Annotated in this window: 24 protein-coding genes; 20 read left to right on the plus strand and 4 right to left on the minus strand. The window is 70.9% G+C overall.

Annotation, left to right across the window (positions count from 1 at the left end; all coding sequences use genetic code 11):
- On the plus strand, positions 1 to 111 hold a 111-nt coding region (locus tag EG812_RS30270), incomplete at its 5' end, for a non-reducing end alpha-L-arabinofuranosidase family hydrolase (RefSeq protein WP_502697198.1).
- Between the two features lie 69 nt (positions 112 to 180).
- On the opposite strand, the gene EG812_RS15415 is transcribed toward EG812_RS30270, so the two are convergent.
- Both EG812_RS15415 and EG812_RS15420 read right to left on the minus strand, forming a co-directional pair.
- Positions 181 to 957 carry an HAD-IIA family hydrolase gene (locus EG812_RS15415; RefSeq protein WP_126711930.1) on the minus strand — a complete coding sequence of 259 codons (777 nt, stop codon included), beginning with the start codon at positions 955 to 957 and terminating at the stop codon, positions 181 to 183.
- Entirely contained in the window at positions 957 to 1,796 is an 840-nt protein-coding gene (locus tag EG812_RS15420; RefSeq protein WP_126711931.1) for an amidohydrolase family protein, read from the minus strand. The genes EG812_RS15415 and EG812_RS15420 overlap by 1 nt, the downstream gene beginning before the upstream one ends.
- 113 nt (positions 1,797 to 1,909) lie before the next feature.
- Here EG812_RS15420 and EG812_RS15425 point away from each other — a divergent pair, with 113 nt between their 5' ends.
- The 6 genes from EG812_RS15425 (at position 1,910) to EG812_RS15450 (ending at position 7,777) form a co-directional block, all read left to right on the plus strand.
- Entirely contained in the window at positions 1,910 to 3,160 is a 1,251-nt protein-coding gene (locus EG812_RS15425; protein WP_158632512.1) for a M20 metallopeptidase family protein, read from the plus strand.
- Positions 3,157 to 4,161, plus strand: coding sequence for a Gfo/Idh/MocA family protein (locus tag EG812_RS15430; protein WP_126711933.1), 1,005 nt, complete (start codon positions 3,157 to 3,159; stop codon positions 4,159 to 4,161). Before EG812_RS15425 ends, EG812_RS15430 begins: the two co-directional genes overlap by 4 nt.
- Before the next feature lie 15 nt (positions 4,162 to 4,176).
- Positions 4,177 to 5,478 (plus strand): ABC transporter substrate-binding protein, encoded by a 1,302-nt coding sequence (locus tag EG812_RS15435; RefSeq protein ID WP_081476108.1) that lies wholly within the window; start codon positions 4,177 to 4,179, stop codon positions 5,476 to 5,478.
- A 63-nt stretch (positions 5,479 to 5,541) separates the two neighbouring features.
- Positions 5,542 to 6,501 (plus strand): carbohydrate ABC transporter permease, encoded by a 960-nt coding sequence (locus tag EG812_RS15440; RefSeq protein ID WP_013733401.1) that lies wholly within the window; start codon positions 5,542 to 5,544, stop codon positions 6,499 to 6,501.
- Positions 6,498 to 7,331, plus strand: coding sequence for a carbohydrate ABC transporter permease (locus EG812_RS15445; protein WP_013733402.1), 834 nt, complete (start codon positions 6,498 to 6,500; stop codon positions 7,329 to 7,331). The genes EG812_RS15440 and EG812_RS15445 overlap by 4 nt, the downstream gene beginning before the upstream one ends.
- A gap of 122 nt (positions 7,332 to 7,453) precedes the next feature.
- Positions 7,454 to 7,777 (plus strand): L-rhamnose mutarotase, encoded by a 324-nt coding sequence (locus EG812_RS15450; RefSeq protein ID WP_013733403.1) that lies wholly within the window; start codon positions 7,454 to 7,456, stop codon positions 7,775 to 7,777.
- A 105-nt stretch (positions 7,778 to 7,882) separates the two neighbouring features.
- Here the strand turns inward: EG812_RS15450 and EG812_RS15455 are convergent, their stop codons facing one another.
- On the minus strand, positions 7,883 to 9,013 hold the full coding sequence (locus tag EG812_RS15455; RefSeq protein ID WP_126711934.1) for a mandelate racemase/muconate lactonizing enzyme family protein: 1,131 nt from the start codon (positions 9,011 to 9,013) through the stop codon (positions 7,883 to 7,885).
- A gap of 128 nt (positions 9,014 to 9,141) precedes the next feature.
- On the opposite strand from EG812_RS15455, the gene EG812_RS15460 reads away from it, so the two are divergent.
- From EG812_RS15460 to EG812_RS15485, 7 genes are all read left to right on the plus strand, one after another.
- The gene (locus tag EG812_RS15460; protein WP_126711935.1) at positions 9,142 to 10,077 is read left to right on the plus strand and encodes a thiamine pyrophosphate-dependent dehydrogenase E1 component subunit alpha; all 936 of its coding nucleotides are present in this window, start codon (positions 9,142 to 9,144) and stop codon (positions 10,075 to 10,077) included.
- Positions 10,070 to 11,050 carry an alpha-ketoacid dehydrogenase subunit beta gene (locus EG812_RS15465; RefSeq protein ID WP_126711936.1) on the plus strand — a complete coding sequence of 327 codons (981 nt, stop codon included), beginning with the start codon at positions 10,070 to 10,072 and terminating at the stop codon, positions 11,048 to 11,050. The genes EG812_RS15460 and EG812_RS15465 overlap by 8 nt, the downstream gene beginning before the upstream one ends.
- Positions 11,047 to 11,808, plus strand: a complete 762-nt coding sequence (locus tag EG812_RS15470) for an SDR family NAD(P)-dependent oxidoreductase (protein ID WP_126711937.1) — start codon at positions 11,047 to 11,049, stop codon at positions 11,806 to 11,808. Before EG812_RS15465 ends, EG812_RS15470 begins: the two co-directional genes overlap by 4 nt.
- 43 nt (positions 11,809 to 11,851) lie before the next feature.
- Positions 11,852 to 13,174: a helix-turn-helix domain-containing protein gene (locus tag EG812_RS15475; protein ID WP_158632513.1), complete on the plus strand. Its 1,323-nt coding sequence runs from the start codon at positions 11,852 to 11,854 to the stop codon at positions 13,172 to 13,174.
- Positions 13,171 to 13,452: a YciI family protein gene (locus EG812_RS29095; RefSeq protein ID WP_158632514.1), complete on the plus strand. Its 282-nt coding sequence runs from the start codon at positions 13,171 to 13,173 to the stop codon at positions 13,450 to 13,452. Before EG812_RS15475 ends, EG812_RS29095 begins: the two co-directional genes overlap by 4 nt.
- 18 nt (positions 13,453 to 13,470) lie before the next feature.
- Positions 13,471 to 15,039 (plus strand): hypothetical protein, encoded by a 1,569-nt coding sequence (locus EG812_RS15480; RefSeq protein ID WP_126711938.1) that lies wholly within the window; start codon positions 13,471 to 13,473, stop codon positions 15,037 to 15,039.
- Between the two features lie 140 nt (positions 15,040 to 15,179).
- Positions 15,180 to 16,574: an RICIN domain-containing protein gene (locus EG812_RS15485; RefSeq protein ID WP_013733411.1), complete on the plus strand. Its 1,395-nt coding sequence runs from the start codon at positions 15,180 to 15,182 to the stop codon at positions 16,572 to 16,574.
- Between the two features lie 60 nt (positions 16,575 to 16,634).
- Here EG812_RS15485 and EG812_RS15490 read toward each other — a convergent pair whose 3' ends face one another.
- Positions 16,635 to 17,402, minus strand: coding sequence for a FadR/GntR family transcriptional regulator (locus EG812_RS15490; protein ID WP_013733412.1), 768 nt, complete (start codon positions 17,400 to 17,402; stop codon positions 16,635 to 16,637).
- Between the two features lie 206 nt (positions 17,403 to 17,608).
- Here EG812_RS15490 and EG812_RS15495 point away from each other — a divergent pair, with 206 nt between their 5' ends.
- From EG812_RS15495 to EG812_RS15520, 6 genes are all read left to right on the plus strand, one after another.
- Complete coding sequence (locus tag EG812_RS15495; RefSeq protein WP_232510796.1) at positions 17,609 to 18,826, plus strand: ABC transporter substrate-binding protein; 1,218 nt, start codon at positions 17,609 to 17,611, stop codon at positions 18,824 to 18,826.
- Positions 18,827 to 18,830: 4 nt separating this feature from the next.
- Positions 18,831 to 19,808 (plus strand): carbohydrate ABC transporter permease, encoded by a 978-nt coding sequence (locus tag EG812_RS15500; RefSeq protein ID WP_013733414.1) that lies wholly within the window; start codon positions 18,831 to 18,833, stop codon positions 19,806 to 19,808.
- Entirely contained in the window at positions 19,808 to 20,635 is an 828-nt protein-coding gene (locus EG812_RS15505; protein WP_013733415.1) for a carbohydrate ABC transporter permease, read from the plus strand. The genes EG812_RS15500 and EG812_RS15505 overlap by 1 nt, the downstream gene beginning before the upstream one ends.
- A 1-nt stretch (position 20,636) precedes the next feature.
- Positions 20,637 to 21,881, plus strand: coding sequence for a mandelate racemase/muconate lactonizing enzyme family protein (locus EG812_RS15510; RefSeq protein ID WP_013733416.1), 1,245 nt, complete (start codon positions 20,637 to 20,639; stop codon positions 21,879 to 21,881).
- Positions 21,882 to 22,056: 175 nt separating this feature from the next.
- Entirely contained in the window at positions 22,057 to 22,866 is an 810-nt protein-coding gene (locus EG812_RS15515) for a class I SAM-dependent methyltransferase (RefSeq protein ID WP_126711939.1), read from the plus strand.
- Positions 22,867 to 23,059: 193 nt separating this feature from the next.
- Positions 23,060 to 23,740 (plus strand): hypothetical protein, encoded by a 681-nt coding sequence (locus tag EG812_RS15520; protein WP_043720623.1) that lies wholly within the window; start codon positions 23,060 to 23,062, stop codon positions 23,738 to 23,740.
- The last annotated feature ends 64 nt before the right edge of the window (positions 23,741 to 23,804 follow it).

Raw genomic sequence — 23,804 nt, forward strand, 5'->3', positions numbered from 1 at the left:
ACCGTCGACCCGTGCAACCTGCAACTGCTGTACCAGGGCCGTGCCCCGAACTCCGGCGGCGACTACGGCCTGCTGCCGTACCGCCCGGGCGTACTCACCCTGCAACGCTGACCAGGTGACACCGTCCCACCGATGACGTGGGACCGGGCGGGCTCGGCAACAGCCGAGCCCGCCCTCGGGTCATGCGGCGGTCAGCCTGCGCAGCAGCGGGGGCAGATCCGCCACCGAGTCCACCTCGTGATCGGCGTCGCCGGTGAGTCCCTCGGCGCGCTGGTCGGCGTACTTGCCGGTGCGCACCTGCACGGTCGGAAGACCGGCGGCCCGGCCGCCGGCGACGTCCGTGGTGGCGTCGTCGCCGACCACCAGACACTCGGTGGCCTCGACGTCCAGCGAGGTGGCGGCCAGCCGGAAGAAGTCCGGCGACGGCTTGCCGAGCACCCGGGCGGTGACCCCGGCGGCGTACTCGATCGCCGCGACCACCGCGCCGGTGTCGACGTGGTCGCCGTCGGCGCGCTTGAAGTACCGGCCGCGCTGCAACGCCACCAGTTCCGCGCCGGCGCGGACCGCCCGGAACGCCTCGTCCAACGCCGGGTAGTCAAGCGTCTCGCGGCAGTCGCCGACCAGCACATGGGTGTACGGGCCAACGGCCGCCACCGTCGGCATCAGCGCGGTCAGCTCCCGGGAGAGCAACGCGAACGTACGGGCCTGCGCTGCGGTGAGCAGCCGCTCGGCGGCCACCACCGGAGTGAACAGTTCGTCCGCGGCGACGGAGAGCCCGTAGCCGGCCAGTTCGGAACGGATCCGCTCGGCGGTCTTCGAGTCGGTGTTGGTCAGAAACCGTACGCCCAGGCCCCGCTCGCGCAGCTCGGCGATCGCATCACTCGCGCCGTCGATCACCCGTGCGTTGGCGTACAGGGTGCCTTCCAGGTCGAGCAGGACCGCCCGGATCGCCGTCATCAGCGTGCCGCCTGGACGCCGTCGAGGGCGCGCCGCAGGTTCGCGCCGAAGATGTCGGCCTGCTCGGTGCGGGAGAGCTGCGCCAGGCCGACCGGCTCCAGGGTCTGGCTGAACGAGACATGGTCCAGACTGGGCGGGAAGTCCGAGCCCCAGTAGAGCCGCCGGCTGCCGAAGCGCTCCAGCAGCAGGTCGACGAAGGGCCGGGCGGCGGAGTGCGGCCAGGCGTGCGCGGGCTCGCTGACCGCGTATAGGCCGGACACCTTCACCCCGACCTGCGGCAGCCGGGCCAGGTCGAGCAGCGGCGCCAACGTCTCGGCCGCCTGCTGCGGGGTCGGGGGTGTGGGACGGCTGCCGGGCAGTCCGAGGTGGCTGAACAGCACCGGGCAGGCGTCCAGCCCGGCCAGGGCGGTGCCGAGCCGGGCGGTGGCGGCCGGGGTGGCGTTGAGGCTGAGCAGCGCCCGGGCGGCGGTGAGCTGCGGGACCGCCGTGGTCAGCCAGGCCGCGAAGCGGTCGGCCTGCTCGGTGTCGGCGAGGTAGGCGGAGACGCCCACGAATCCGGCCGCCCACCAGCGGGCCAGTTGGCCGTCTGCCGGCCCATCTGGTGAGACGTAGGCGACCGGGGCGATCCAGGGATGGCTGCCGACGAGCGAGGCCAGGTAGTCGTTGTTGCCGGCGAAGTGTTCCCCGCCCTCGTAGCCCACCACCAGCGCCCGATCGATGCCGTGCACGCGGCGGATGTCCTGGTATGCGGCCAGCTCCTCGGCGCCGGCGGGGGAGCGTCCGTAGCGGCCCGGGTAGCCGTTGGCGAACAGGTGCAGGTGGGCGTCAGCGAGGTCCATGGTCACGGACGATAACCCAAATCCGGCCTGGTTATTGACGTGACCGCCCCCCGGCTTTAGGTTCTTGTCTCAATTAGGTCCGGATTGCAGGCCGTGAGCGAGGAGTTGGCTGGGTGGAGCTGGGACACGACGGGGTCGAGGGGCTGGTACGGCTACGGCGTCAGCTTCATCGCCACCCGGAGCTGCGGTTTACCGAGCATCAGACAGCCGTGACGTTGGCCGAGAAGCTCCAGCCGTTCGGTCGGGTGCGCACCGGCATCGCCGGCACCGGACTGCTCCTGGAACTCGAAGGTGCGCTTCCGGGACCGACGGTCCTCCTTCGGGCCGATATGGATGCCTATCCGGTCCAGGACGCCAAGACCGAGCCGTACGCCTCCACCAACCCCGGGGTCTGCCACGCCTGCGGACACGACGTGCACATGACCGTCGCCTACGGCGTGGCCGCCCGGCTCGCCGCCACGCCACCGGCCCGGGGCTCGGTCGCCGTGCTGTTCCAGCCGGCCGAGGAAATCCCCTTCGGCGAGGCCTCCGGTGCCGCCGCCGCCCTTCTGCACGAGGCCCTGAGCGGTCGCCGCTTCGACGCCGTACTCGGCCTGCACTGCTGGCCGGACCTGCGGGTCGGCACGGTGGGCGTGGACCGCCACACGGCGATGGCGGCCAAGGACGCCTTCCGCATCGAGGTGCTCGGCCGGGCCGCGCACGCCGCCACCCCGGCGCTGGGCCGCGACGCCATCCTCGGCCTCAGCGGCATCGTGAACCTGCTGCACGCCGCGGTCGCCCGGTCCCGCAACGCCGACGAACTGGTGGCCTTCAACATCGGCACCATCTCCGGCGGCGCCAGCCAGAGCCAGGTCGCCGCGTACGCCGAGGCGACCGGCACCCTGCGGACCCTCGACGAGGGCACCCGCGAGCGGCTCAAGGTGGTCATCGAGCGGGTCGCCCGTCAGCAGGCCGCCGCGCTCGACCTCGGCGTCCGCTTCACCTGGGCCAACGAGATGCCCCCGGTACGCAACGCGGCCGAACTCGTCGCGCTCGCCCACACCGAACTGCCCGACCTGGTGGAGGTGGTCGACCTCGCGGTGCCGCCGCTGACCACCGACGACTTCGCGCTGCTCGGCGCGCTCGGCCCCAGCCTGTACGTCAAGCTCGGCGTCACCGGCGAGCGGGGCGGCGCGCCCCTGCACTCCGGTTCCTTCGACGTCGACGAGCGCTGCCTCGAATACGGCGTGAACGCGCTGGAGCGGCTCACCCGGGCCGTCCTGGACGGCCGACTCACCGCCCCGACCATCGCCTCCGTGCCGACCCCGGCCGCCGCCGCGGACGACACCGACACCGACACCGACAGCGCGGCGGTGGCGGCATGAGCCAGCGGGTCGAGGTCGCCGTGATCGGCGCGGGAGCCTTCGGGCTGCGGCACGTCGCCGCGTACCGGTCCCTCGGGGTGCCGGTGACCGCGCTTGTCGACCCGAACCCGGGCGTACGCCGGCAGGTCGCCGCCGAGCACGACGTGACCCGCACCTTCGGCACGGTCGAGGAGCTGCTCGCCGCCGGGACGCCGCAGGCGGCCTCGGTCTGCGTGCCCGGTCCCGCGCACCGCGACGTCGCGGTCGCGCTGCTGGCCGCCGGCGTGCCGGTCCTGGTGGAGAAGCCCCTCGCGGCGACGGTCGCCGACGCCGACGCCATCGTCGCCGCGGCCCGCACCCACGGGGTGCTCTGCCAGCCGGGACACATCCTGCGGCACAGCGCACCCCACCGGGCGCTGTACGACGCGGTCCGCGCCGGCCGACTCGGTCAGGTGCTGGCCATCTCGTCGCGCCGGGACCGGCCGCGCACCCTCAGCCGGCTCTTCCCCGACGAGCACCCCGCCCTCCTCACCGCCGTGCACGACATCGACCTGGCCATCTGGTACGCCCAGTCGCCGGTGGTCGAGGTCCGCGCGGCGGCCCGGACCCGACCCGGATCGGCGACGCCGGTCCTGGTGTGGGCGGAGCTTCGGCACGCCAACGACGTCGTGTCGTCGATCCGCAACAGCTACCTCCTGCCTGCACACACGCCCAACCACACCTCGGACCTGGTCGAGGTGTACGGCACCGACGGGGTCGCACACGTCGACCTCGGCCACCCCACGCTGCTCGTCCAGGGCGAGCAGACCGAGGCGCCGGACTGGCTGCTGTCGCCGGTCGACGGCGGCGGTGCACTCGCCGCCGAACTGCGCCACTTCGTCGGTCAGGTGACCGGCGTCGAGTCGGCGGCGGTCGTCCCGCTCGCCGACGGATTGCACGTGGTGCAGGTCGCCACGGCCATGGCCGACAGTGCCGCCGCCGGTGGCGCGCCTCGTCGGATCTCCCCCGAACCCCTTTCCTGACAGGAGTTTGCGCCGATGTTTCGACGTAGATTGACAGGTGTCCTCGCCGCCGGTGTGGCCACCGCTGCGCTGCTCGCCGCCTGTGGCGGCGGCGGTGACGACGCCGCCGACGGCCCGGTGACCCTCAAGGTGCTCACCTGGGAGCCGGGTGGCACCGAGTACTGGCAGCAGGTGAAGAGCACCTTCGAGGCCAGCCACCAGGACATCAAGCTGGAGCTGCAGTCGGTCCCGTTCGACAAGTACCCCGAGGTGCAGGGGCCGTACATCACCTCGCAGTCCGGCCCGGACGTGATGGCCAACAACGCCGGCCTGGAGCTGTTCGACCGGCGGGGGGCGTACACGCCGCTGGGCGACAAGGCGGCCGAGATCAACAAGGATCTGGTCACCTACAGCGGCGCCTGCGAGGAGTTCGACACCAGCAAGCCCTGCTACGGGGTGCCCTTCTCCTACCAGGGCAACGTCCTCTACTACAACAAGGACGTGCTGACCGCGGCCGGGCTCGACCCGGAGAACCCGCCGGCCACCTGGGACGAGTTCGGGGCGGCCTGCGACGCGGTCAAGAAGGCCGGCAAGACCTGCCTGGCCCTGGGCCTGTCCGGCACCTTCCCGGCGTACTGGGACTTCCCGGAGATCGCCCGCAACTACCTGACCGAGGACGACATCCGCGGCGTGCTCAACGGCACCCTGTCCTGGAAGGACCCGAAGCTGGTCCAGGTCCTGGAGAAGCTGGCCGAGATCACCACCAAGGGCTGGGCCAACAAGAACGCCCCGTCGATCACCATGCTGCCCGACGGCGCCGACATCTTCCAGCGCGGTGACGCCGCCTTCGCCGGCACCATCATCTCCGACGCGGTGAACTGGGAGGCGTTCGGCAAGGCCCTCGGCGACGACAAGCTCGGCGTCACCCGCTGGCCGGCCATCAACCCGTCCGCGCCGCTGGCCGGCAAGTTCTCCGGCATCGAGGGCGCCGTCTACGGCGTGACCAAGTGGAGCGAGAAGAAGGAAGCCGGCCTGAAGTTCATCACCTGGCTGGCCGGCAAGGAGAACGGCGAGCTCTGGGTGAAGTACGCCAAGGGCCAGCCGCTGAACAAGAACGTGGACCCGGCGCTGCTGCCGGAGTCGCCGGCCTTCAAGAAGATCCAGGAGCTGATCGCCGAGCCGACCCTGCACGCAGGTGTGATGCTCTCCGGCCCGGAGGCCGACGCGCTGGCCCGCGGCTGGCAGCAGGTCACCCTCGGCCAGCTCACCGTCGACAAGTGGGCCGACCAGATGCAGCAGGCGCTGGAGCGCAGCCCGACCAAGAAGCAGGGCAACTAGTCGCATCGGGTGGGGTGGCCCAGCGCCACCCCACCCGCCAGCTTCCCGGGGGAGGACAACCCGATGAGCATCTCCACCGCGCCGGCCGCCGAGCCGGCCGCCGCGACGACGCCACCTGCGCCGGTACGCCGTACCCGGCGTTTCCGGCACGCCCGGGAGTGGTGGCTGGGCGCCCTGCTGGTCCTGCCGGCGTTGGCCCTGGCGTTCACCTTCAAGCTGGTGCCGCTGGTGCGGGGCGTCACCACCAGCTTCGAATCCTCCAGCGGGTTCGGTGACAGTTCCTTCGCCGGGTTCGACAACTACACCCGCATGTTCGACGACCCGATGGTGCTGGCCAGCTTCCGCAACGCGTTGCTTGTGGTGGCCACCCTGCCGGTCTGGATCGTGGTGCCGCTGGTGCTGGCGGTGCTGATCCACCAGCGGGCACCGGGCTGGAAGTTCTTCCGGGCCGTCTACTTCATCCCGTACACCATCGCGCCGATCGTGGTCGGCATCATGTTCCGGCAGATCCTCGCGCCGGACGGACCGATCAACGCCCTGCTGCGTACGGTCGGGTTGGAACCGCTCGCCCTGGAATGGCTCAACGGCCGCAACAGCGCCCTGTTCTCGCTTGTCGCGGTGGCGCTGTGGAGCTTCTTCGGCCTGGGTGTGATGACCTACCTGGCCGGGCTGGCGACCATTCCCGACGAGGTGCTGGAGGCCGCGTACCTCGACGGCGCCGGCTTCTGGCGGCGGCTGTTCTCCGTGGTCGTGCCGATGCTGCGCCCGACCGTGGCGTACTGGAGCGTGCTCTGTGCCTCCGGCGTGCTGATCTGGCTCTTCCCGCTGATCTACGCGCTGACCCAGGGCGGCCCCGGTGACGCCACCATGCTCCCCGAGTACCTGGTCTTCCTCACCACCTTCCAGTTCCTCGACCGCGGGTACGGCTCGGCCATCGGCATCGCCCTGTTCGTCTTCGTCGCCCTGATCTCCGTCTTCAGCGTGCGGCACATGTTCAAAGAGGGGACCCGGAAGCCGCGATGAACCGGCGATACTCCGCCCAGATCGGGCGCTACCTGTTGGTCTTCGCGTTGGTGGTGGTCGCGGTGGCGGCCCTCTACCCGCTGCTGTTCACCGTGGTCAGCTCGCTCAAGACGCAGACCGGGTTCGCCCGCGATCCGCTCGGATTGCCGTCCGGGATCACCTTCGACAACTACGTCGAGGCGTTCAAGCGGATGAACATGCCCCGACTGCTGCTCAACTCGATCATCACCACGGTCGGTGGGCTGGTGCTGTCGGTGCTGGCCGCGATGCTTGTCGCGTACACCGTGACCAAGCTGCGTTTCCGCGGCGGCAAGCTGGTCTTCCTGTTCATCATCGTCACCCTGACCATCCCCAGCCAGGCGATCATCTACCCGCTCTACCAGACGGTGCTGGACCTGGGCATGTCCGGGGAGTACCAGGGCCTGATCCTGGCGTACGCGGCCTTCGGCCTGCCGTTGGGCACCTACCAGCTCGCCGGCTACTTCCAGCAGGTACCCGACGAGTTGATCGAGGCGGCCCGGGTCGACGGTGCCGGACACTTCACCATCCTGTTCCGGTTGCTCGCCCCGATCGCCACCCCGGCGCTGGCCGCCCTGGCCATCTTCAACTTCGTCTGGATGTGGAACGACCTGCTGCTGCCGCTGGTCATCATGGGCGGCTCGGACTCCAAGACCCTGATGGTCGGCGTCTCCCTGCTCAGCGGCCAGTACGACGTGTCGGTGCCGCTGGTCAGCGCCGGCCTGATCGTGGCCCTGCTGCCGGTGCTGATCATCTACCTGGTGTTCCAACGGCAACTCATCTCCGGCGCGCTCGCCGGCTCCGGCAAGTGAGCGACCCGGTGCACCACCCTGGCCCGGATACTCCTCATCGTCCGGGCACGGGCCACACCGGTTCCGTTCCCGATCCCGGCACCGGATCGGGGACGGGACCGGCATCCGGGCCCGGCGCGCAAATGTGCTACCTGTACCGCCTGCGCCCGGGGGCGGAGGCCGAGTACGAGCGCCGGCACGCCGCGCTGTGGCCGGAGATGGCCGCCCTGCTCGACGAGGCGGGCATGTACGACTACCACATCTACCGGCACGGCCTGCTGCTGATCTGTGTGCTGCGTACCCGGTGGGGCTTCGACCACGCCCGTCGGGTCACCGGTGCCTCGCCGGTGCAGGCGCGCTGGAGCGCCTCGCTGGCCCACCTGTTCGCCGAGATCGCCGACGCCGACGGTGAGCCACTGTGGGCGTACCCGGTCTTCCACCATCCCGGCCGTCCGCCGGCCGGCTGAGTACGCAAACGCCGGTGCGCCGGATCGCCCGTCCTCGGGCGATCCGGCGCACGGTGTTAACAAGGGGCCCGTGCTCTACCGCAGGCGTTAATAAGGTGCCCTTCCTTACACCGCGTACGCGACGGAGCCGTCGGCGCGGTAGGGGATGCGGGTCAGGGGCCGGCCGGTGAGGTCCAGCGGGGTCTCGTCGGCGAGGTCCAGGGTGACGCCGAGGCCAGGTGCCTCGGGCACCGGCAGGAAACCGCCCTGGCGGCGTACGCAGGCGCGGGCCGGGCCGTCGGCGAGGGTGTCGTCGAGAGGGGAGTACTCCTGGGTCACGAAGTTGGGGATCGCGGTGTCCAGCTGCACCGAGGCCATGGTGAGCAGCGGCCCGAGGCAGTTGTGGCTGACCACGGCCGCGTGGTACGACTCGGCCAGCGCGGCGATCTTACGGGCGTGGCTGATTCCACCGGCCAGACCGAGGTCGGGACGGACGTACTGGGCGCCGCCCTGAGCCAGCAGTTCCTTGAACTCCCAGATGGTGTGCAGCCGCTCCCCGTTGGCCATCGGCACCCCGAGCGCCCGGCGGGTCACCTCGGCCTGGCTGCTCACGCTGTCGATCTGGATCGGGTCCTCGACCAGCAGCGGATGCAACCGGCCGACCGCCGGCACCACGGCCTCGGCCTGCAACGGGGTGAGCTTGCGGTGCAGTTCGATGAGCAGGTCGACGTCGGGGCCGACGGTGTCCCGGACGGCGGCGGTGGTCGCCTCGGTCTCGGCGACCAGCCGGGCCAGCGACAGGTCACCGTAGTTCGCCGGCAGCGGGTCGAACTTCACCGCGGTGAACCCGTCGGCGGCCGCCGCGGCCGCCTGCTCGGCGAGGGCCTGCGCGCCGGTGCCGGGCAGCAGCAGGTGCAGCCGGATCTTCTCGCGCACCCGGCCGCCGAGCAATTGCCAGACCGGCACCTCCAGGCGTTTGCCGAGCAGGTCCCACAGTGCCAGGTCGATCGCGGAGACGGCGGCGGTGAGCACCGATCCCCGGAACGGACCCATCCGGTAGAGGTGGTGCCAGTGGTGCTCGATCCGGTTCGGGTCGGCGCCGAGCAGGTACGGGCGGAACGTCTCCACGACCGCGTGCACGGCACCCGGATAGCCCCAGCAGGCGGACTGTCCGACGCCGACCAGCCCGGTCGACGTGTGTATCGCGACAAAGTGCGCGTCGCCCCGCACCACCGACTCGACGGCGGTGATCTCCATGCTGCCCCCAAATTAGAGACCTATAACGGCCACAAACTTGCTCCTGCACTCTTCCATAGCATGACGCCCCTGGTCTAGGCTCCAATCCGAACGAGCCGGAATAGGGCTCTAAATCTTCAGGGGGTGTGATGGGTCTGCCGGACGACTACCGGGCGATGGCCCGGATCCGCCGGTTCGAGGAGCGGCTGACCGCCCTCAAGGACGCCGGCGAGATCCCGGGCTCGATCCACCTGTGCAACGGGCAGGAAGCCATCCCGGTCGGCGCCGCGCGCACACTGCGCGACGGTGACTACGTGACGGCGACCTACCGGGGGCACGGCTGGGCGCTGGCCCGCGGCGTGGACATGACCGGGCTGTTCGCCGAGATGATGGGCCGCGACTCGGCCGTCAACGGCGGTCGGGCCGCCTCGCCGTACCTGTCCGACCCGGGCCGCTGGTTCGTGGGGGAGAACTCGATCGTCGGCGCCGGGGTGCCGATCGCCACCGGCGCCGCGCTCACCGCGCAGCGCACCGGCAGCCGTGCGGTCTCGGTGGTCAGCATCGGTGACGGCGCGATGAACCAGGGCAACGTGCACGAGGCGCTCAACATGGCCGCCGTGCTCGACCTGCCGCTGGTCCTGGTGGTGGAGAACAACGTCTACTCGGAGATGTCCCGCATCGAGGACATGGTCCGCGTCCGTCAACTCGCCGAGCGGGCCGCCGGGTACGGGATCCCCGGCCGGGTCGTCGACGGCAACGACCCCGACGCGGTCGCCGAGGCGGTCGGCGAGGCGGTCACCCGCGCCCGGGAAGGCTCGGGTCCATCCATCGTGGAGGCGATGACCGAACGCCTCGTCGGCCACTACAGCGGCGACGTGCAGCACTACCGGCCGGCCGGTGAGGTGGCAGCCGCCCGCGAACGCGAGCCGCTGGCCCGCATCCGTGCCGCCGCCGACGCCGACCTGGCCGCCCGCCTCGACGTCATCGACGCCGAGGTGGCCGCCGAGGTCGAGGCCGCCATCGCCGCCGCCCGCGCCGTGCCGTACCCGGACCCGGCGACCGTCAAGGAGTACGTCTATGTCTGAGTCGTTGCGGTACATCCAGGCCGTCAACGCCGCGCTCACCTGGGCGCTGGACAGCCGGTCCGACACCGTCTACTTCGGTGAGGACGTCGCCCTGCCCGGTGGCCCGTTCGGCGCCACCAAGGGCCTGCACAAGCGGTTCGGCTCCGAGCGGATCTTCGACACCCCGATCTCGGAGACCGGCTTCCTCGGCATGGCGCTCGGCGCGGCCATGACCGGCCTGCGGCCGATCGCCGAGATCATGTACGCCGACTTCACCTTCGTGGCGATGGACCAGATCGTCAACCAGATCGCCAACATCCGCTACTCCAGCGCCGGCCGGTGGAAGGCGCCGTTGGTGATCCGGATGCAGCAGGGGTACTCGCCGGGCGCGTGCGCCCAGCACTCGCAGTCGATCGAGGCGTACCTCGCGCACACCCCGGGTCTGCGGGTGGCGTTGCCGTCCACGCCGGACGACGCGTACCAGATGTTGCGGACCGCCGTGGTCAGCGACGACCCGGTGGTGGTCGCGGAGGCCCGGATGCTCTACCCGACCCGCGGTCCGGTCCGCACCGACGCGCCGGTCGAGCCGATCGGCGGGGCTCGGGTGGTCCGCGACGGCCGGGACGCCACAGTGGTGGCCTGGTCCCGGATGGTTCCGGCGGCACTGGCCGCCGCCGACGAACTCGCCGCCGAGGGCATCGAGACCGAGGTGATCGACCTGCGCTGGCTCAACCCGCTGGACTTCGAGACCGTCGGTGCCTCGATCTCCCGCACCGGCCGGCTGGTCGTCGCCCACGAGGCGAACCTGACCGGCGGGTTCGGCGCGGAGATCGCCGCACGGGCCGCGTCGGAGTGCTTCACCGACCTGCGCGCCCCGGTCGCCCGGGTGGCCGCGCCGGACGTGCCGATGCCCGCCGCACCGGCGCTGCAGAAGGCAGTCGTGCCCGAGGCGGCGCACGTGGTCGAGGCGGTCCGGCGGACGGTCAACCGGTGACCGGCGTCGCCCCGGCGGCCGGCCTGCTCACCGGCCGTCGGGTGGTCGTCGTCGGCGGTGCCTCCGGCATCGGGCTGGCCACCGTGCGGGCCGCTGCCGCGGCCGGCGCGGCCGTCGCCGTGCTCGACGCCGACGCCACCGGCGCGGCCGACGCCGCCGTGCAGGCCCGGGCCGCCGGGGCGACCGCCTGCGCCCATCCGGTCGACGTGACCGCCGAGGCGCAGGTGTCCGCGGCCCTCGACGCGGTCGCCGCCGAGCTGGGCGGAATCGACGCGGTGCTGCACGTCGCGGGCGTCATGCGAGGTCAGGGCACGGAGCTGGCCGACCTGCCGCTGGAGCTGTGGCAGCAGGTCATCGCGGTCAACCTCACCGGGCCGTTCCTCGTCGCCAAGCACGCCGTACGGCATCTCGGCGGCGGTGACGGGGTGCTGGTGCTGGTCGGCTCCAAGGCCGGCGTGTTGACCGGATCCGGATCGGTACCCTACGGCGCGAGTAAGGGAGGACTGCACGGCCTGGCCCTGACGCTGGCCCGGCACCTCGGTCCACAGGGGATCCGGGTGCACACCCTGTGCCCCGGCGACATCGACACCCCGCTGATGCGGCGGTCGCTGGACGAGGCGCGGGCCAACGGCGTCAACGGTGCCCAGGTCGCCCGGATCGAGGCGGCCCTGGGCCGCCCCGAGGACGTGGCGTCGGTGCTGGTGCTGCTGGCCTCGCCGGCCAGCGCCGGCATCGCCGGCACCGTCTACACCGGCTGAGCAGCCCGACCGGCAGACAGGGCGACGACGTGGAGGCGGCAGCGTGATCGGGATCATCGGCCCGGAGGACTCGATCCGGCTCGTGCAGGAGGTGGCAGCCGGGGAAGGTCGCGCGGAGGAGGTGAGCGTCCGCACGTACACCGACCCGGAGCAGGCCCCCGAGCTGGCTCGCGAGCTGGACGACGTGTGCCAGGTGCTGCTGTTCACCGGGCGCATCCCGTACAGCTTCGCCGCCGCGGCCGGTGGGCTGCGCGCCGAGATCGACTACATCCGGCATGCCGGGATCGACCTGTACCGCACCCTGTCCCGGATGCTGCTCGCCGGTGCCGGCCAGCTGCCCCGGGTCAGTGTGGACACCATCGAGGCGGACACCGTCCGGGAGACGTACCACGACATCGACCTGACCCCGCCCACCGAGATCCTGCCCATCGCCGACTCGTCCGGCCTGCTGCTGTCCTCCCTGGCCGAGGTCACCGCCTACCACCGCGAGCGGTACGAATCCGGAGCGGTCGAGGCGTGCCTGACCTGCCTCGGCGCGGTGCACCGGGAGCTGCGCGAACGCGGGGTGCCGGTGTGGCGTGTCGAGCACACCCGCGCGTCGGTGCGCGACGCGCTGCGTCGGGCCTGGCTCGCCGCCGAGGTACGCCAGTCCCGGGCCACCCAGATCGCGGTGATGATGATCGAGGTCGCCGAGTCGGCCACCCGACCCCAGGACCCGTACCAGGCCGAACGGCAGCGCCTGCGGTTGCGCGAGGCGCTGCTGGAGCACGCCGAGCGGATGCGCGGACGCCTCAACACCATCGACGACCGCACCCTGGTCATCACCACCACCCGAGGCACCGTGGAGAGCGCCATCGCCCGGCACCGGGCCGGACACGCCTCCCTGCTCACCCTGCGCGGAGTGGACGGGGAACACACCGTCGGCTTCGGCGCCGGCACCACCATCGCCGCCGCCGAGGCCAACGCCCGCCAGGCACTCGCCCTCGGCCGGGGCGGTGGCGACACGCACGTGGTCTTCCCGGACGGCGAGATCTACTCCACCCGAGGCAGCGCGGTCAAGCAGCGGCTGCGCGAGACCGCCCCCGGCGTGCTGCGCGTCTCCGAGCAACTGCGCCTCGGGCCGCTGTCCACCCGGCGGCTGCTGGAGGCGCTGCACCAGATGGACCCGAACCAGGTGACCGCCCGAGGACTGGCCGACGCGTACGGGGTGGAGGCCCGATCGGCGCGCCGGCTGCTCAAGGCGCTGCGCGCGGCCGGGTTCGCCGAGGAGGTCGGGGTGCACGTCAGCACCGGCGCGGGCCGGCCGCAGACCGTCTACCGGGTGGCCCTGCAACGTCTCGTCGGGGCGATCGGGGCGGACGCGTGAGATTCGAACAGACCTGGCTGGTCACCGCCACCTTCACCGCCGACGCCGCCGTGCGCCGCGAGCCGCACCGGGCGGCCCACCTGGCGTACGTGCGGCACCTGCTGGCCGACGGCACCGCCCTGATCGCCGGCGCCCACGCCGACCTGCGCGCCTCCGTGCTCGTGCTGCGGGCGGCCGACGCGGCGGCGGCCCGCGCCCTCGTCGAACACGATCCCTACTGGCGCAACGGGGTGTGGACGGCCATCGACGTCGTCGACTACCTCGCCGCCACCCCTTGAGTCCCTCGGGAGGTCATGATGTCGTACCGTCCGTTCTCCGGCGTCCAGGTGCTCGGCGCCGAACACGCGCCGTTCGCGGCCACGCTGCTGGTCGAGGCGTTGGGGCAGGGCACGGAGCCGGTACGGCTCACGCCCGACCCGGCGTTGCCGGAGGGGGGCTTCCGGATCGAGGTGCCGGCCACCGGGGAGATCCGCATCGTCGGTGACCCGTTCGCCGGGCTGATCTACGGCGTGCGGGACCTGCTGGCCCGGGCCACCCCGGCCGGGCTGCCCGTCGGGACCTACGACAGCGCCCCCGGGCTGCCGCTGCGCACCCTCTGGACCTGGGACCACTCCACCAACTGGGACCTGCGTCAACTGGGCCTGCAGGAGATCGGCGCGCTGAACCCGTACGCCAAGGGCGCCGACGCCTTCGGGGCCGACTACCGGCGGCTGGTGGACTTCTGCAGCGCCGAACGCATCGGCGGGATCGTGGTGTACGGGCTGCTGCGCGACGCCCACGGCGGCGTCGAGGAGGCCCGCGACCTGTGCGAGTACGCCAACGCCCGAGGCGTGCGGATCATCGCCGGGGTGGGCATCAACGCCTACGGCGGCGTCTACTTCGACGGCCGACACCGGTACAACCTCGCCACCTGGCTGCGTCAGCGCCCCGACCTGGCGGCCGAGCTGCCGAAGAAGGTCGGCTTCGACATCGACGAGTTCGGCGACCTGCACTTCCCGGCCAGCGAGTACATGATGGCCGCCTGCCCGTCGCAGCCGGAGAACCTGGCCTGGAACCGCGACGCCATCGACTGGCTGCTGGACACCCTGCCGGTCGGCGGGATCAACTTCGAGACCGGCGACTACGGCAGCTGTGCCTGCGCGCGCTGCACCGCGCACACCGGTGGCGAGCGCACCTCCTGGTCGTACGAGGCGATGCGGTCGGTGTACCCGACCCTGCTGGACACCGCCCGGCGTACCGGCCCGGCCGGGGTGCCGCTGCGGCACCTGGTCGAGGTGTACTGGGACAACATCTTCGACCTGGACGCGCAGCGCCCGCTGGCCGACCTGCCCGACGACGTGGCCTACCAGTACTGCATCAACCGGGGCTTCTGGTACGACAACCGGGAGCGGCTGACCGCCGAGCACGTGGCGGCGCTGCCGCACACCACGAACGTGCTGCGCACCCACGCCGGATCGCAGTGGAACCGCCAGCGCCACTCCTGGGTGCCGGAGATGTACACCGACATGGCGACCCGGACCGCCGCCGCCGGCATGCGCGGACTGACCATCTTCGCCGAGGCGTCCGCGTACCACCCGACCAACGAGGTCAGCTACCTGGCGTACGCCCGGTTCTCCTGGAACCCGGAGCTGGCCTGGGCCGACTTCTGGCGCGACGAGGTGGCCCCCCGGTTCGGCGGCTCGGCCGAGGCGGAGGCGTTCCGCGACGGCGCGGCCCTGCTGGACGACCCGGCAACCGACGCCGACGCGCTGGGCAAGGTGCGCGGCGACGCCCTGGCGATGGTTGCCGCCACCAGCGGCGAGGTGCAGCGACGCTGGTTGTGGCTGGCCGAGCGGGCGGCCCGGCACGCGCACTCCGCCGGATAGACCTCTGTCGTTTGACGTATGACGTTTTCATAGTTAACTTTCGATGGCTGGGTTGCTCGGCCGGCGCCACCACCATGCCGGCGCGGCCGGGCACGCTCGGGCGCACGCCCCGGGTGAGACCCCGATCGAAGGAGTCGGCCATGAACGTCATCGGTGAGGCCCGTCCCGCCTCTCCACCACGCCGCAGATGGCGGTCAGGACTGGCGGCGGTCGCTGCCGCCGTCCTGACCGCCGGCACCCTCGTCGCGGTGCACGCCGCCCCGGCCGCCGCGGCGACGCCTGACACCAACGCCTGGTACGTCCTGGTGAACCGCAACAGCGGCAAGGCGCTGGACCTGTACGCCTCGTCGACCGCCGACGGCGCCCGGATCAGCCAGTGGACCCGCAACAACGGCGCCAACCAGCAGTGGCAGTTCGTGGACTCCGGCGGCGGCTACTACCGGATCAAGTCCCGGCATTCCGGCAAGGTTCTCGACGTCTACAGCTTCTCGACCGCCGACGGTGCGGCGATCGTGCAATGGTCGGACCACAACGGGACCAACCAGCAGTTCCGGTTGGCCGACTCCGACGGCGGTCACGTCCGGCTGATCAGCCGGCACAGCAACAAGGTCGTGGAGGTGCAGGGCGCGTCCACCGCCGACGGCGGCAACATCGTGCAGTACGCCGACTGGAACGGCGCCAACCAGCAGTGGCAACTCGTCCGCGTCGACGGCGGGGGCACCACCCCGCCACCCCCCACCGGCGGCACGGGCTGCGGCAAGGCGCCCACCCTGAACAGCGGCACGCACACGATCTCCAGCGGCGGCAAGAGCCGGTCGTTCATCCTGCGGGTGCCCGCCAACTACAACCAGAACAACCCCTACCGGTTGATCTTCGGCTTCCACTGGCGGGGCGGCACCATGCAGGACGTCTCCTCCGGCGGCACCAGCGGCGCCGCCTGGTCCTACTACGGCCAGCAGGAACAGTCGAACAACTCGGCCATCCTGGTCGCCCCGCAGGGGCTCGGCAACGGCTGGGGCAATGCCGGTGGTGAGGACGTCGTCTTCGTCGACGACATGATCAGGCACATCGAGAGCGCCCTCTGCGTCAACCCGCGGCAGCGCTTCGCGCTCGGTTTCAGCTGGGGTGGCGGCATGAGCTACGCCCTCGCCTGTGCCCGGGCCGACGTGTTCCGGGCCGTCGCGGTGATCGCCGGTGCGCAGATCAGCGGCTGTTCCGGTGGTTCGCAGCCGATCGCGTACTTCGGGCTGCACGGCATCTCGGACAACGTGCTCAGCATCGGCCAGGGGCGGTCGCTGCGCGACACGTTCGTCCGCAACAACGGATGCACCGCGCAGAACCCGCCGGAGCCGGGAGCGGGCAGCCGTACCCACATCACCACCGCGTACTCCGGTTGCCGGGCGGGTTACCCGGTGCAGTGGGCTGCCTTCGACAACGGGCACATGCCCGGGCCGGTGGACGGCACGTACGCCGAGAGCGGCGTCACCACCTGGACCAAGGGTGAGATCTGGCGGTTCTTCGCCCAGTTCTCCTGACCTGCGCCGGCCGGCCGCCGCCACCCGTTGCACGACGGGTGGCGGCGGCCCGGCCGTCGATCAGCGCTGGAGTCGGGGCACCTTGCCGGAGCCCTTGCGGCGGACCAGCCACGCCTCGGTGATGTGGGTGAACATCGCCTCGGCGGCACCGTCGGGATCCCGGGCGGCGATCCGTTCGTAGATGCGGCGATGCCCGCGGTTGGACGCCACGCACAGCGAACGCTGGGTCCGACCCATGTAGCGCGCGGTGTTGACGACCTGGCTCTCCAACGACCGGACGACGCCACGGGCGATGCGATTGCCCGAGGCCTGCATGATCACGTCGTGGAAGGCCCGGTCGTGGTCGTGGTAGGCGACCTGGTCGTCGACGAGCTCGTCCATCCGGTCCACCAGGGCGCGGAGTCGGTCGAGGGTCTCCTGGCCGGCCAGCCGGGCAGCGACGTGGGCCATGTCCGATTCCAGCAGCCGCCGGGTGACCACGAGGTCGTCGAGGATGGCGAGGCTGTCGTCCTCGGCGATGGTGGCCGCCAGGACCAGTTCGTCGAGCATGTCCCACATCGACTGCGGGGTGACCATCGTGCCGGCACCCTGGCGGACCTGCACCAGGCCTTTCTCCTGGAGCACCTTGACCGCCTCCCGCACCACGGTGCGGCTCACCGAGAAGGTCTCGCAGAGGACCGGTTCCGGTGGCAGGGCCGTGCCCGAGGGGTGCACCCCGCGGACGATTCGCTGCACCAGCTCGGCGGTGACCGCCCTGGCGAGGTTTGTGGGTCGCCGGACCCAGGCCGGGGTCACGAGGCCTTCGAGGGTCGTCTCCGGTGGCGTCATGTCCCCTCCGATTTGCTTTGCCGTGGCACGACGTCCAAGAGATCAGTGTACGTCCCGCCTGTTGACCATCAGACGTCATACGAGTTACGTTCCATCGATCGATTGTCGGTGTGGCGGCCGGGCCGTCAGCCAACCCCGTTCAGAGGTGAACAACGATGAAACAGCGCGCGTTATGGTCAGCCGCCCTTGTTGTCGGACTGGTGACGATGGCGGGCTGCGGAAGTGCCACCGGATCGGGCAACTCCTCCGGCGGCTCCGCAGACAAGCTGGTGGTGTGGGACTGGAAGTCGGGCGAGGCTTCCGCCGCACAGTACCTCGACAAGGCGAAGGCCGACTTTGCCAAGAAGCACCCCGACGTGACGGTCGAGTTCGTCGCGCAGCCGTTCGACCAGTACTACACCCTGCTCGGCGCCGCGATCCAGGCCGGCAAGGGCCCGGACGTCATGCTCTTCAACGGCGGCGGCCAGATCCGCGACCGGGTGGACGCCCTGGTGCCGCTGGACGAGTACGTGGCCGAGGACAAGCAGCGACTCGCCGGCTGGGACGCCTTCACCTCCGACGGCAAGACCTATGCCGGCCCGGTGACGTTGCAGGGCCACCCCATCTACTACAACAAGGCGCTCTACGCCAAGGCCGGGCTCGACCCGGCGACGCCGGCCACCACCTGGAGCAAGTTCCTCGCCGACTGCACCGCCATCGCCCGGGCCGGCGCCAAGTGCTTCGCCCTGGGCAACAAGGAAGGCGTGGGCATCCAGTTCTGGCTCTCCGCCCTGGGCTCGGGCATCCTCACCGCCGGGGAGTACGACGACTGGATCGCCGGCAAGCGTGACTGGAACTCGCCGAACGTCAAGCGGGTCTTCGCGCTCTGGAAGGAGGCCGGCGCGGCGGGCCTCAACAACGACGGCGCCAACTCGACCGCCATGTTCAACGACTCCTTCGCCATCTTCCAGTCCGGCAAGGCGGCCCACATCATCGGACTGATGTCCGACGTGGGGCACTGGAAGGACTTCAACGAGTTCCTCACCCCCGAGAACCTCGGCGTGATGAGCGCACCGGTGGTCACCGAGGGCACCACGCCCAGCCTGGCCTACGACGGCGGCATCGGGTACGCGGTCGCGAAGTGGACGAAGGACCCCAAGGTCGCCGCCGACCTGGTGCGCTCCCTGACCTCGACCGACGCGCTCAAGGCGTTCTACGCCGACGCGGGCGCGGTCGCGGCCGACACCACCATCGACGTCTCCCAGGGCGGCGCGGCCGTCGCCGGCATCGTCGCCGAGCTCAAGGGCGGCAAGCCGGCCCTGCACGTGGCGCTCTCCTCCAAGACGATCGACCTGATGGGGCGGCTCTCCCAGCAGCTGCTCAGCGGCTCGATCACCGTCGACGAGGTGGTGAAGCAGTTGGCCGCTTCCGACCAGGCGGGCTGAGCGCGTGCCGATCGGAAACACGCAGCCGTCGGTCCGTCCGGCTCTGTCCGGTCGGACCGACGGTCCCGCGGGTGACACCTCCGCCCGCCGCCCTGCGCGCCGCGCCGGCAGCGGCGGCGGCCTGCGGGCCGAGCGCCTCGCCCCGTACATCCTGGTCGCACCGGCAGTACTGATCATCGTGCTGCTGCGGCTCTATCCGCTGCTGCTCGGAGTCAACTTCTCCTTCACCGGGGACGGGGCACGCAACGGAACGGCGGTGGGCATCGACAACTACCGCGAGCTGTTGACGGACCCGCTGTTCCGTACCGCGCTGGGCAACGTCGGGTGGCTGGTGCTGCTGCTGCCGGTGGCGGTGGCGATCCCCGGGCTGCTGGCCACCTTCATCTACCTCCGGGTGCCCGGCCACCGCGTCTACCGCAGCGTCTACTTCTTCCCCGCGGTGCTCTCCCCGGTCATCGTGGGCGCGATCTTCAACCTGCTGCTCGCCTTCGACGGCCCGCTCAACGCCGTCCTGGGCGCGGTCGGCGTCCCGCCGACCGACTGGCTCGGCAACCCGGACATCGCCATGTTCGTGGTGGTCGGGGTGCACGTCTGGGCCACGTTCGGCATGTCCCTGGTGGTCTTCCTGGCCGGCTTCGCGACGCTGGACAGCGCCCTGCTGGACGCGGCCCGGGTGGACGGGGCATCGCTGCCACAGGTGATCCGGCACGTGATCATCCCAGGGCTGTCCCGGACCATCCAGTTCGTCTTCGTGACCACCATGATCGGGATGCTGACCTCGATGTTCGGCCTGCTCTACGTGATGACCAGCGGCGGCCCCGAGGGCTCGACCTACCTGCCGGAGTACTACATCTGGATCCAGCAGGGCCAGATGAACCGCCCCGCCCTCGCCTCGGCGGCCTCGACCGTGCTCTTCGTGATCATGCTCGTCGTCGGGCTGTTGCAGATCCAGCTGCTCAGGCGGGCGGGGAAGGAGAGTTGATGTCCCACCTGCGACGCGGGCGATGGCTGATCGCCCTTCCGATGTCGTTGCTCGCCCTGGCGACGATCTACCCCCTGCTGTTCACCGCCAACGTGGCGATGAAGACCCGACGCGACTACATCCTCGACCGGTTCGCCCTCACCGATGCCCTGCGCTGGGACAACATCATTACCGCGTGGACCAGCGTCGGGATGGGCCGCTACTTCATCAACTCGCTGGTCGTGGTGACCTCGTCGGTGATCCTGCTGCTGCTGCTCGGCTCGATGGCCGGTTTCGCCCTGAGCCAACTGCGCTTCCGCGGCTCGTCGGCGCTGTTCCTGGGCTGCCTCGCGGGCCTGTTCGTGCCGTTCCAGGTGATCATGGTGCCGCTGGCCCGGATCATGGCCGACACGGCGCTCATCGACACGTACCCGGGGCTGGTCCTCGTCTACGTGGCGCAGTTCCTGCCCTTCACCGTCTTTCTGATGACGAGCTACTACCGGGGCGTGCCACCGGAGATCATCGACGCGGCCCGGATCGACGGCAACAGCATCTACGGCGTGTACCGCCGGATCATGCTGCCCCTGGGCACACCGGCGCTGCTGTCCGTCGGCATCCTCAACGCGCTGTTCTGCTGGAACGACGTACTCATGTCGTTGGTGATGATGCCGTCGGCCGAACACCGCACGCTCATGGTGGGGGTGACCTCGCTGCGGGGGCAGTACTCCGACGACATCCCCACCTTCGCGTCCGGTGTGCTGATCGCCGCCATCCCCGTCCTGGTGGTCTACCTCTTCCTCCAGCGCCAGATCGCCGACGGCGTCGCCGCCGGCTCCACGAAGGGTTGACATGCGGATCACCGGATATCGGACGCTCACCACCGTGCAGGAATGGGGGCGGCCCGTCGGCGACGCCAACGGCGTCTTCGCCGACGGGGTCGTCCCGGTGCCGATCGTCGTCGTCGACACCGACGAGGGCATCCGCGGAGTGGGCATCGGCCCGTCCGTGGAGATCGAACGGATCTTCGCGGCGATCGACGGCGAGGATCCCCGCGCCGTCACCACGCTCTACGACCGGATGCTGCGGCACACCTTCAAGGCCGGGCACGCGGGCCCGGTCTTCGGCACCATCGGCGCGCTCGACACCGCCCTGTGGGACATCAAGGCGCAGGCCGCCGGTGAGCCGCTGTGGCGGCTGCTCGGCGGCCGCGACCGGCGGGTCCCGGCCTACGCCTCCGGTCTCGACATCGGCCTCACCGACGACGAACTGGTCAAGGCATACCAGGAGTACGCCCAGTACGGCCTACGGGCCGCCAAACTCAAGGGCGGCCTGGACATCGAGCGTGACCGGCACCGGCTGTGCCTGATCAGGGACGTGCTGACCGAGGCCGGTCAGGGCCGCAGGCCGGGCCTCATGCTCGACGTCAACGAGGCGTGGACCCGCAAACAGGCGGTCCGACACGTCAGCGAGATCGAACGCGTGCTGGACCTGATCTGGATCGAGGAACCCGTCCGACGCTGGGACGCCGAAGGCCTCGCCACAGTCGGCCGGGGCATCCGCGCCTCGGTCGCCACCGGCGAGAACCTCACCGGGCTCGAACAGTACCGCCCGTTGATCGCCGCCGGCGCGGTCGACATCATCCAGACGGCCGCCGTCTGGGGGGTCACGCACTTCCTGCGCGCCTCGGCCCTGGCCCACGCGCACGACCTGCCGATCAGCCCGATCGGCAACAGCCCGGTCGGGCTGCTGCACGCGGCGACCTCGGTGCCGAACCACCTGACCAGCGAGTTGCAGGATCTGCGTCCACCGGTCGGCCTCACCGTCGACCTGCACGTCGAGGACGGTGCCTTCGTCCTCGGCGACTCGCCGGGGCTCGGCATCCACGTCGACGAACGGGTGATCGCCGCCGGCCGGCGTCCGCAGGCCCACCCGGATGACAGCCCGAACGTACGGCCGGAGCAGGCCGGACGCCGCCTGCTGGCGGAGGCCGACGGGGTACCTCCCCACCGGCGGTGGCCCGTCGCGGCACCCACCCCGGCGTCCCGTGACAACCACGAGCCCGACGGACAGATCCACCGGACGGTGGCGTCATGAGGGTCCTTGGCGCTGCCGCCGACGGCGCGTCTCACCGAGTTGAATAACGCGGCTGCGGCGCTCGGCGCTGGTGGCAGTACGGGTCTTGATCGGCGCGGTTCATATCATGGGAAGTCCCTACCGAATAGTGGGATGGATGGTTAGGGTTGCGGTAGTCGATCGAGGGGACTCGTGCATGCCGGCCGCACCGAACGTCTACACCCACGGGCACCATGAGTCGGTGCTGCGCTCACACCGGTGGCGTACCGCCGAGAACTCGGCGGCGTACCTGCTGCCGCACCTCGCGCCGGGCTCGTCGGTGCTCGACGTCGGCTGCGGACCGGGCACCATCACCGTCGACCTGGCCGCCCGCGTGGCACCCGGACGAGTCACCGCCGTCGAGATCACCGACGACGCACTCCAACTCGCCCGCACGGAGGCCGACGCCCGTGGTCAGGGCAACATCGACTTCGCGGTCGCCGACGTGCACGCGCTGGACCTCTCCGACGGTACGTTCGACGTCGTCCACGCCCACCAGGTGCTTCAGCATGTCGCCGATCCGATCCAGGCCCTGCGCGAGATGCGCCGGGTCTGCCGTCCCGGTGGAATCGTCGCCGCGCGGGACAGCGACTATGCGGCGTTCACCTGGTTTCCGCGCGTGCCGGCGCTCGACGACTGGCTCGCCCTGTACCAGCAGGCCGCCCGCGCCAACGGAGGCGAACCGGACGCCGGGCGGCGTCTGCTCTCCTGGGCGCGCGCCGCCGGGTTCACCGACGTCAGGGCGACGGCGAGCACCTGGTGCTTCGCCACGCCGGAGGACCGGGAATGGTGGGGCGGGATGTGGGCCGAGCGGATCCTGAATTCGGACCTGGCCCGACAGGTGCTGGCCGCAGGCGTCGCCACGGCGCAGGACCTACGCAACATCTCGGACGGCTGGCGGGAGTGGGCCGAAGCAGCGGATGCCTGGTTCGCCGTGCTGCACGGCGAGATCGTCTGCCGCGCCTGACGGAGAGAAGCGCGCTTGGCCAGGACATGCGTCGTCGACCCCAGCCGCTGGCTGTGACGCGGCCACCGACGAACCTGAACCCATCGCAACGGTGGTTGGCACCAAACTGCGTCGTTAGCCAAGCCGACTCCGAGCAGGTGCCCGCATCAGCCGCGATCCGCGGTCAGGCTGTGAGGACTGGAAGGATGGGCCGATGATTCATTCGTTCCATCTCGTACTGCTTCCACCGGCCTTGACCTTGCGCACACTGCGGCGCGGGCCTCGGGCGGCTGGGCTGCGGCATGCCGAGTGTTTCCCGCTCATGCGGCTCGGTTCCCCGGTGCTGTCGGTGGAACGGATGCAGCTGCGACGCCTGGCGATGTTCGCCGAGTGGGCCGATGAATCGGCGTTGGAACGGTTCCTCGCAGACGACGCGCTGGGGCGGCGGCTCGCCGCCGGATGGCATGTGCGATTGCAGTACCTGCGGCGTTACGGCGAGGTGGCCGCGCTCGCCGGCCTGCCGGTGCAGGCGGGCCGGTGGGATCCGGAGGAGCCGATGGTGGCCGTCACCCTCGCCCGGCTCAAGCTTCTCGAACTGCCCCGGTTCCTGAAGTGGGGGCGGCCGGTCGAACGCCTGGTCGCCAGCCACCCTGGCGCCACCTTCGCCACCGCAGCGATGCGCCCGCCGCACACCTTCTCCACCTTCACGATCTGGCGCAGCGTCCGCGAGATGACCGACATGGTCCACGGCCGTAGCGCCGTCCCACAAGCTGACACCCACGCCGTCGCCATGGTCGAACAGCATCGCCGGGACTTCCACCACGAGTCCGCGTTCATGCGATTCCGCCCGTTGTCCGAACACGGAACCTGGGAGGGGCGCCGGCTGCTTCCCTGAGCGACTCGGGTGCCAACGGTGTCGGGACCGGCGCCGTGGTGCGACGCCGGTCCCGATCGGAGGT

The sequence above is a fragment of the Verrucosispora sp. FIM060022 genome (assembly GCF_003977705.1).
GTDB lineage: Bacteria > Actinomycetota > Actinomycetes > Mycobacteriales > Micromonosporaceae > Micromonospora > Micromonospora gifhornensis.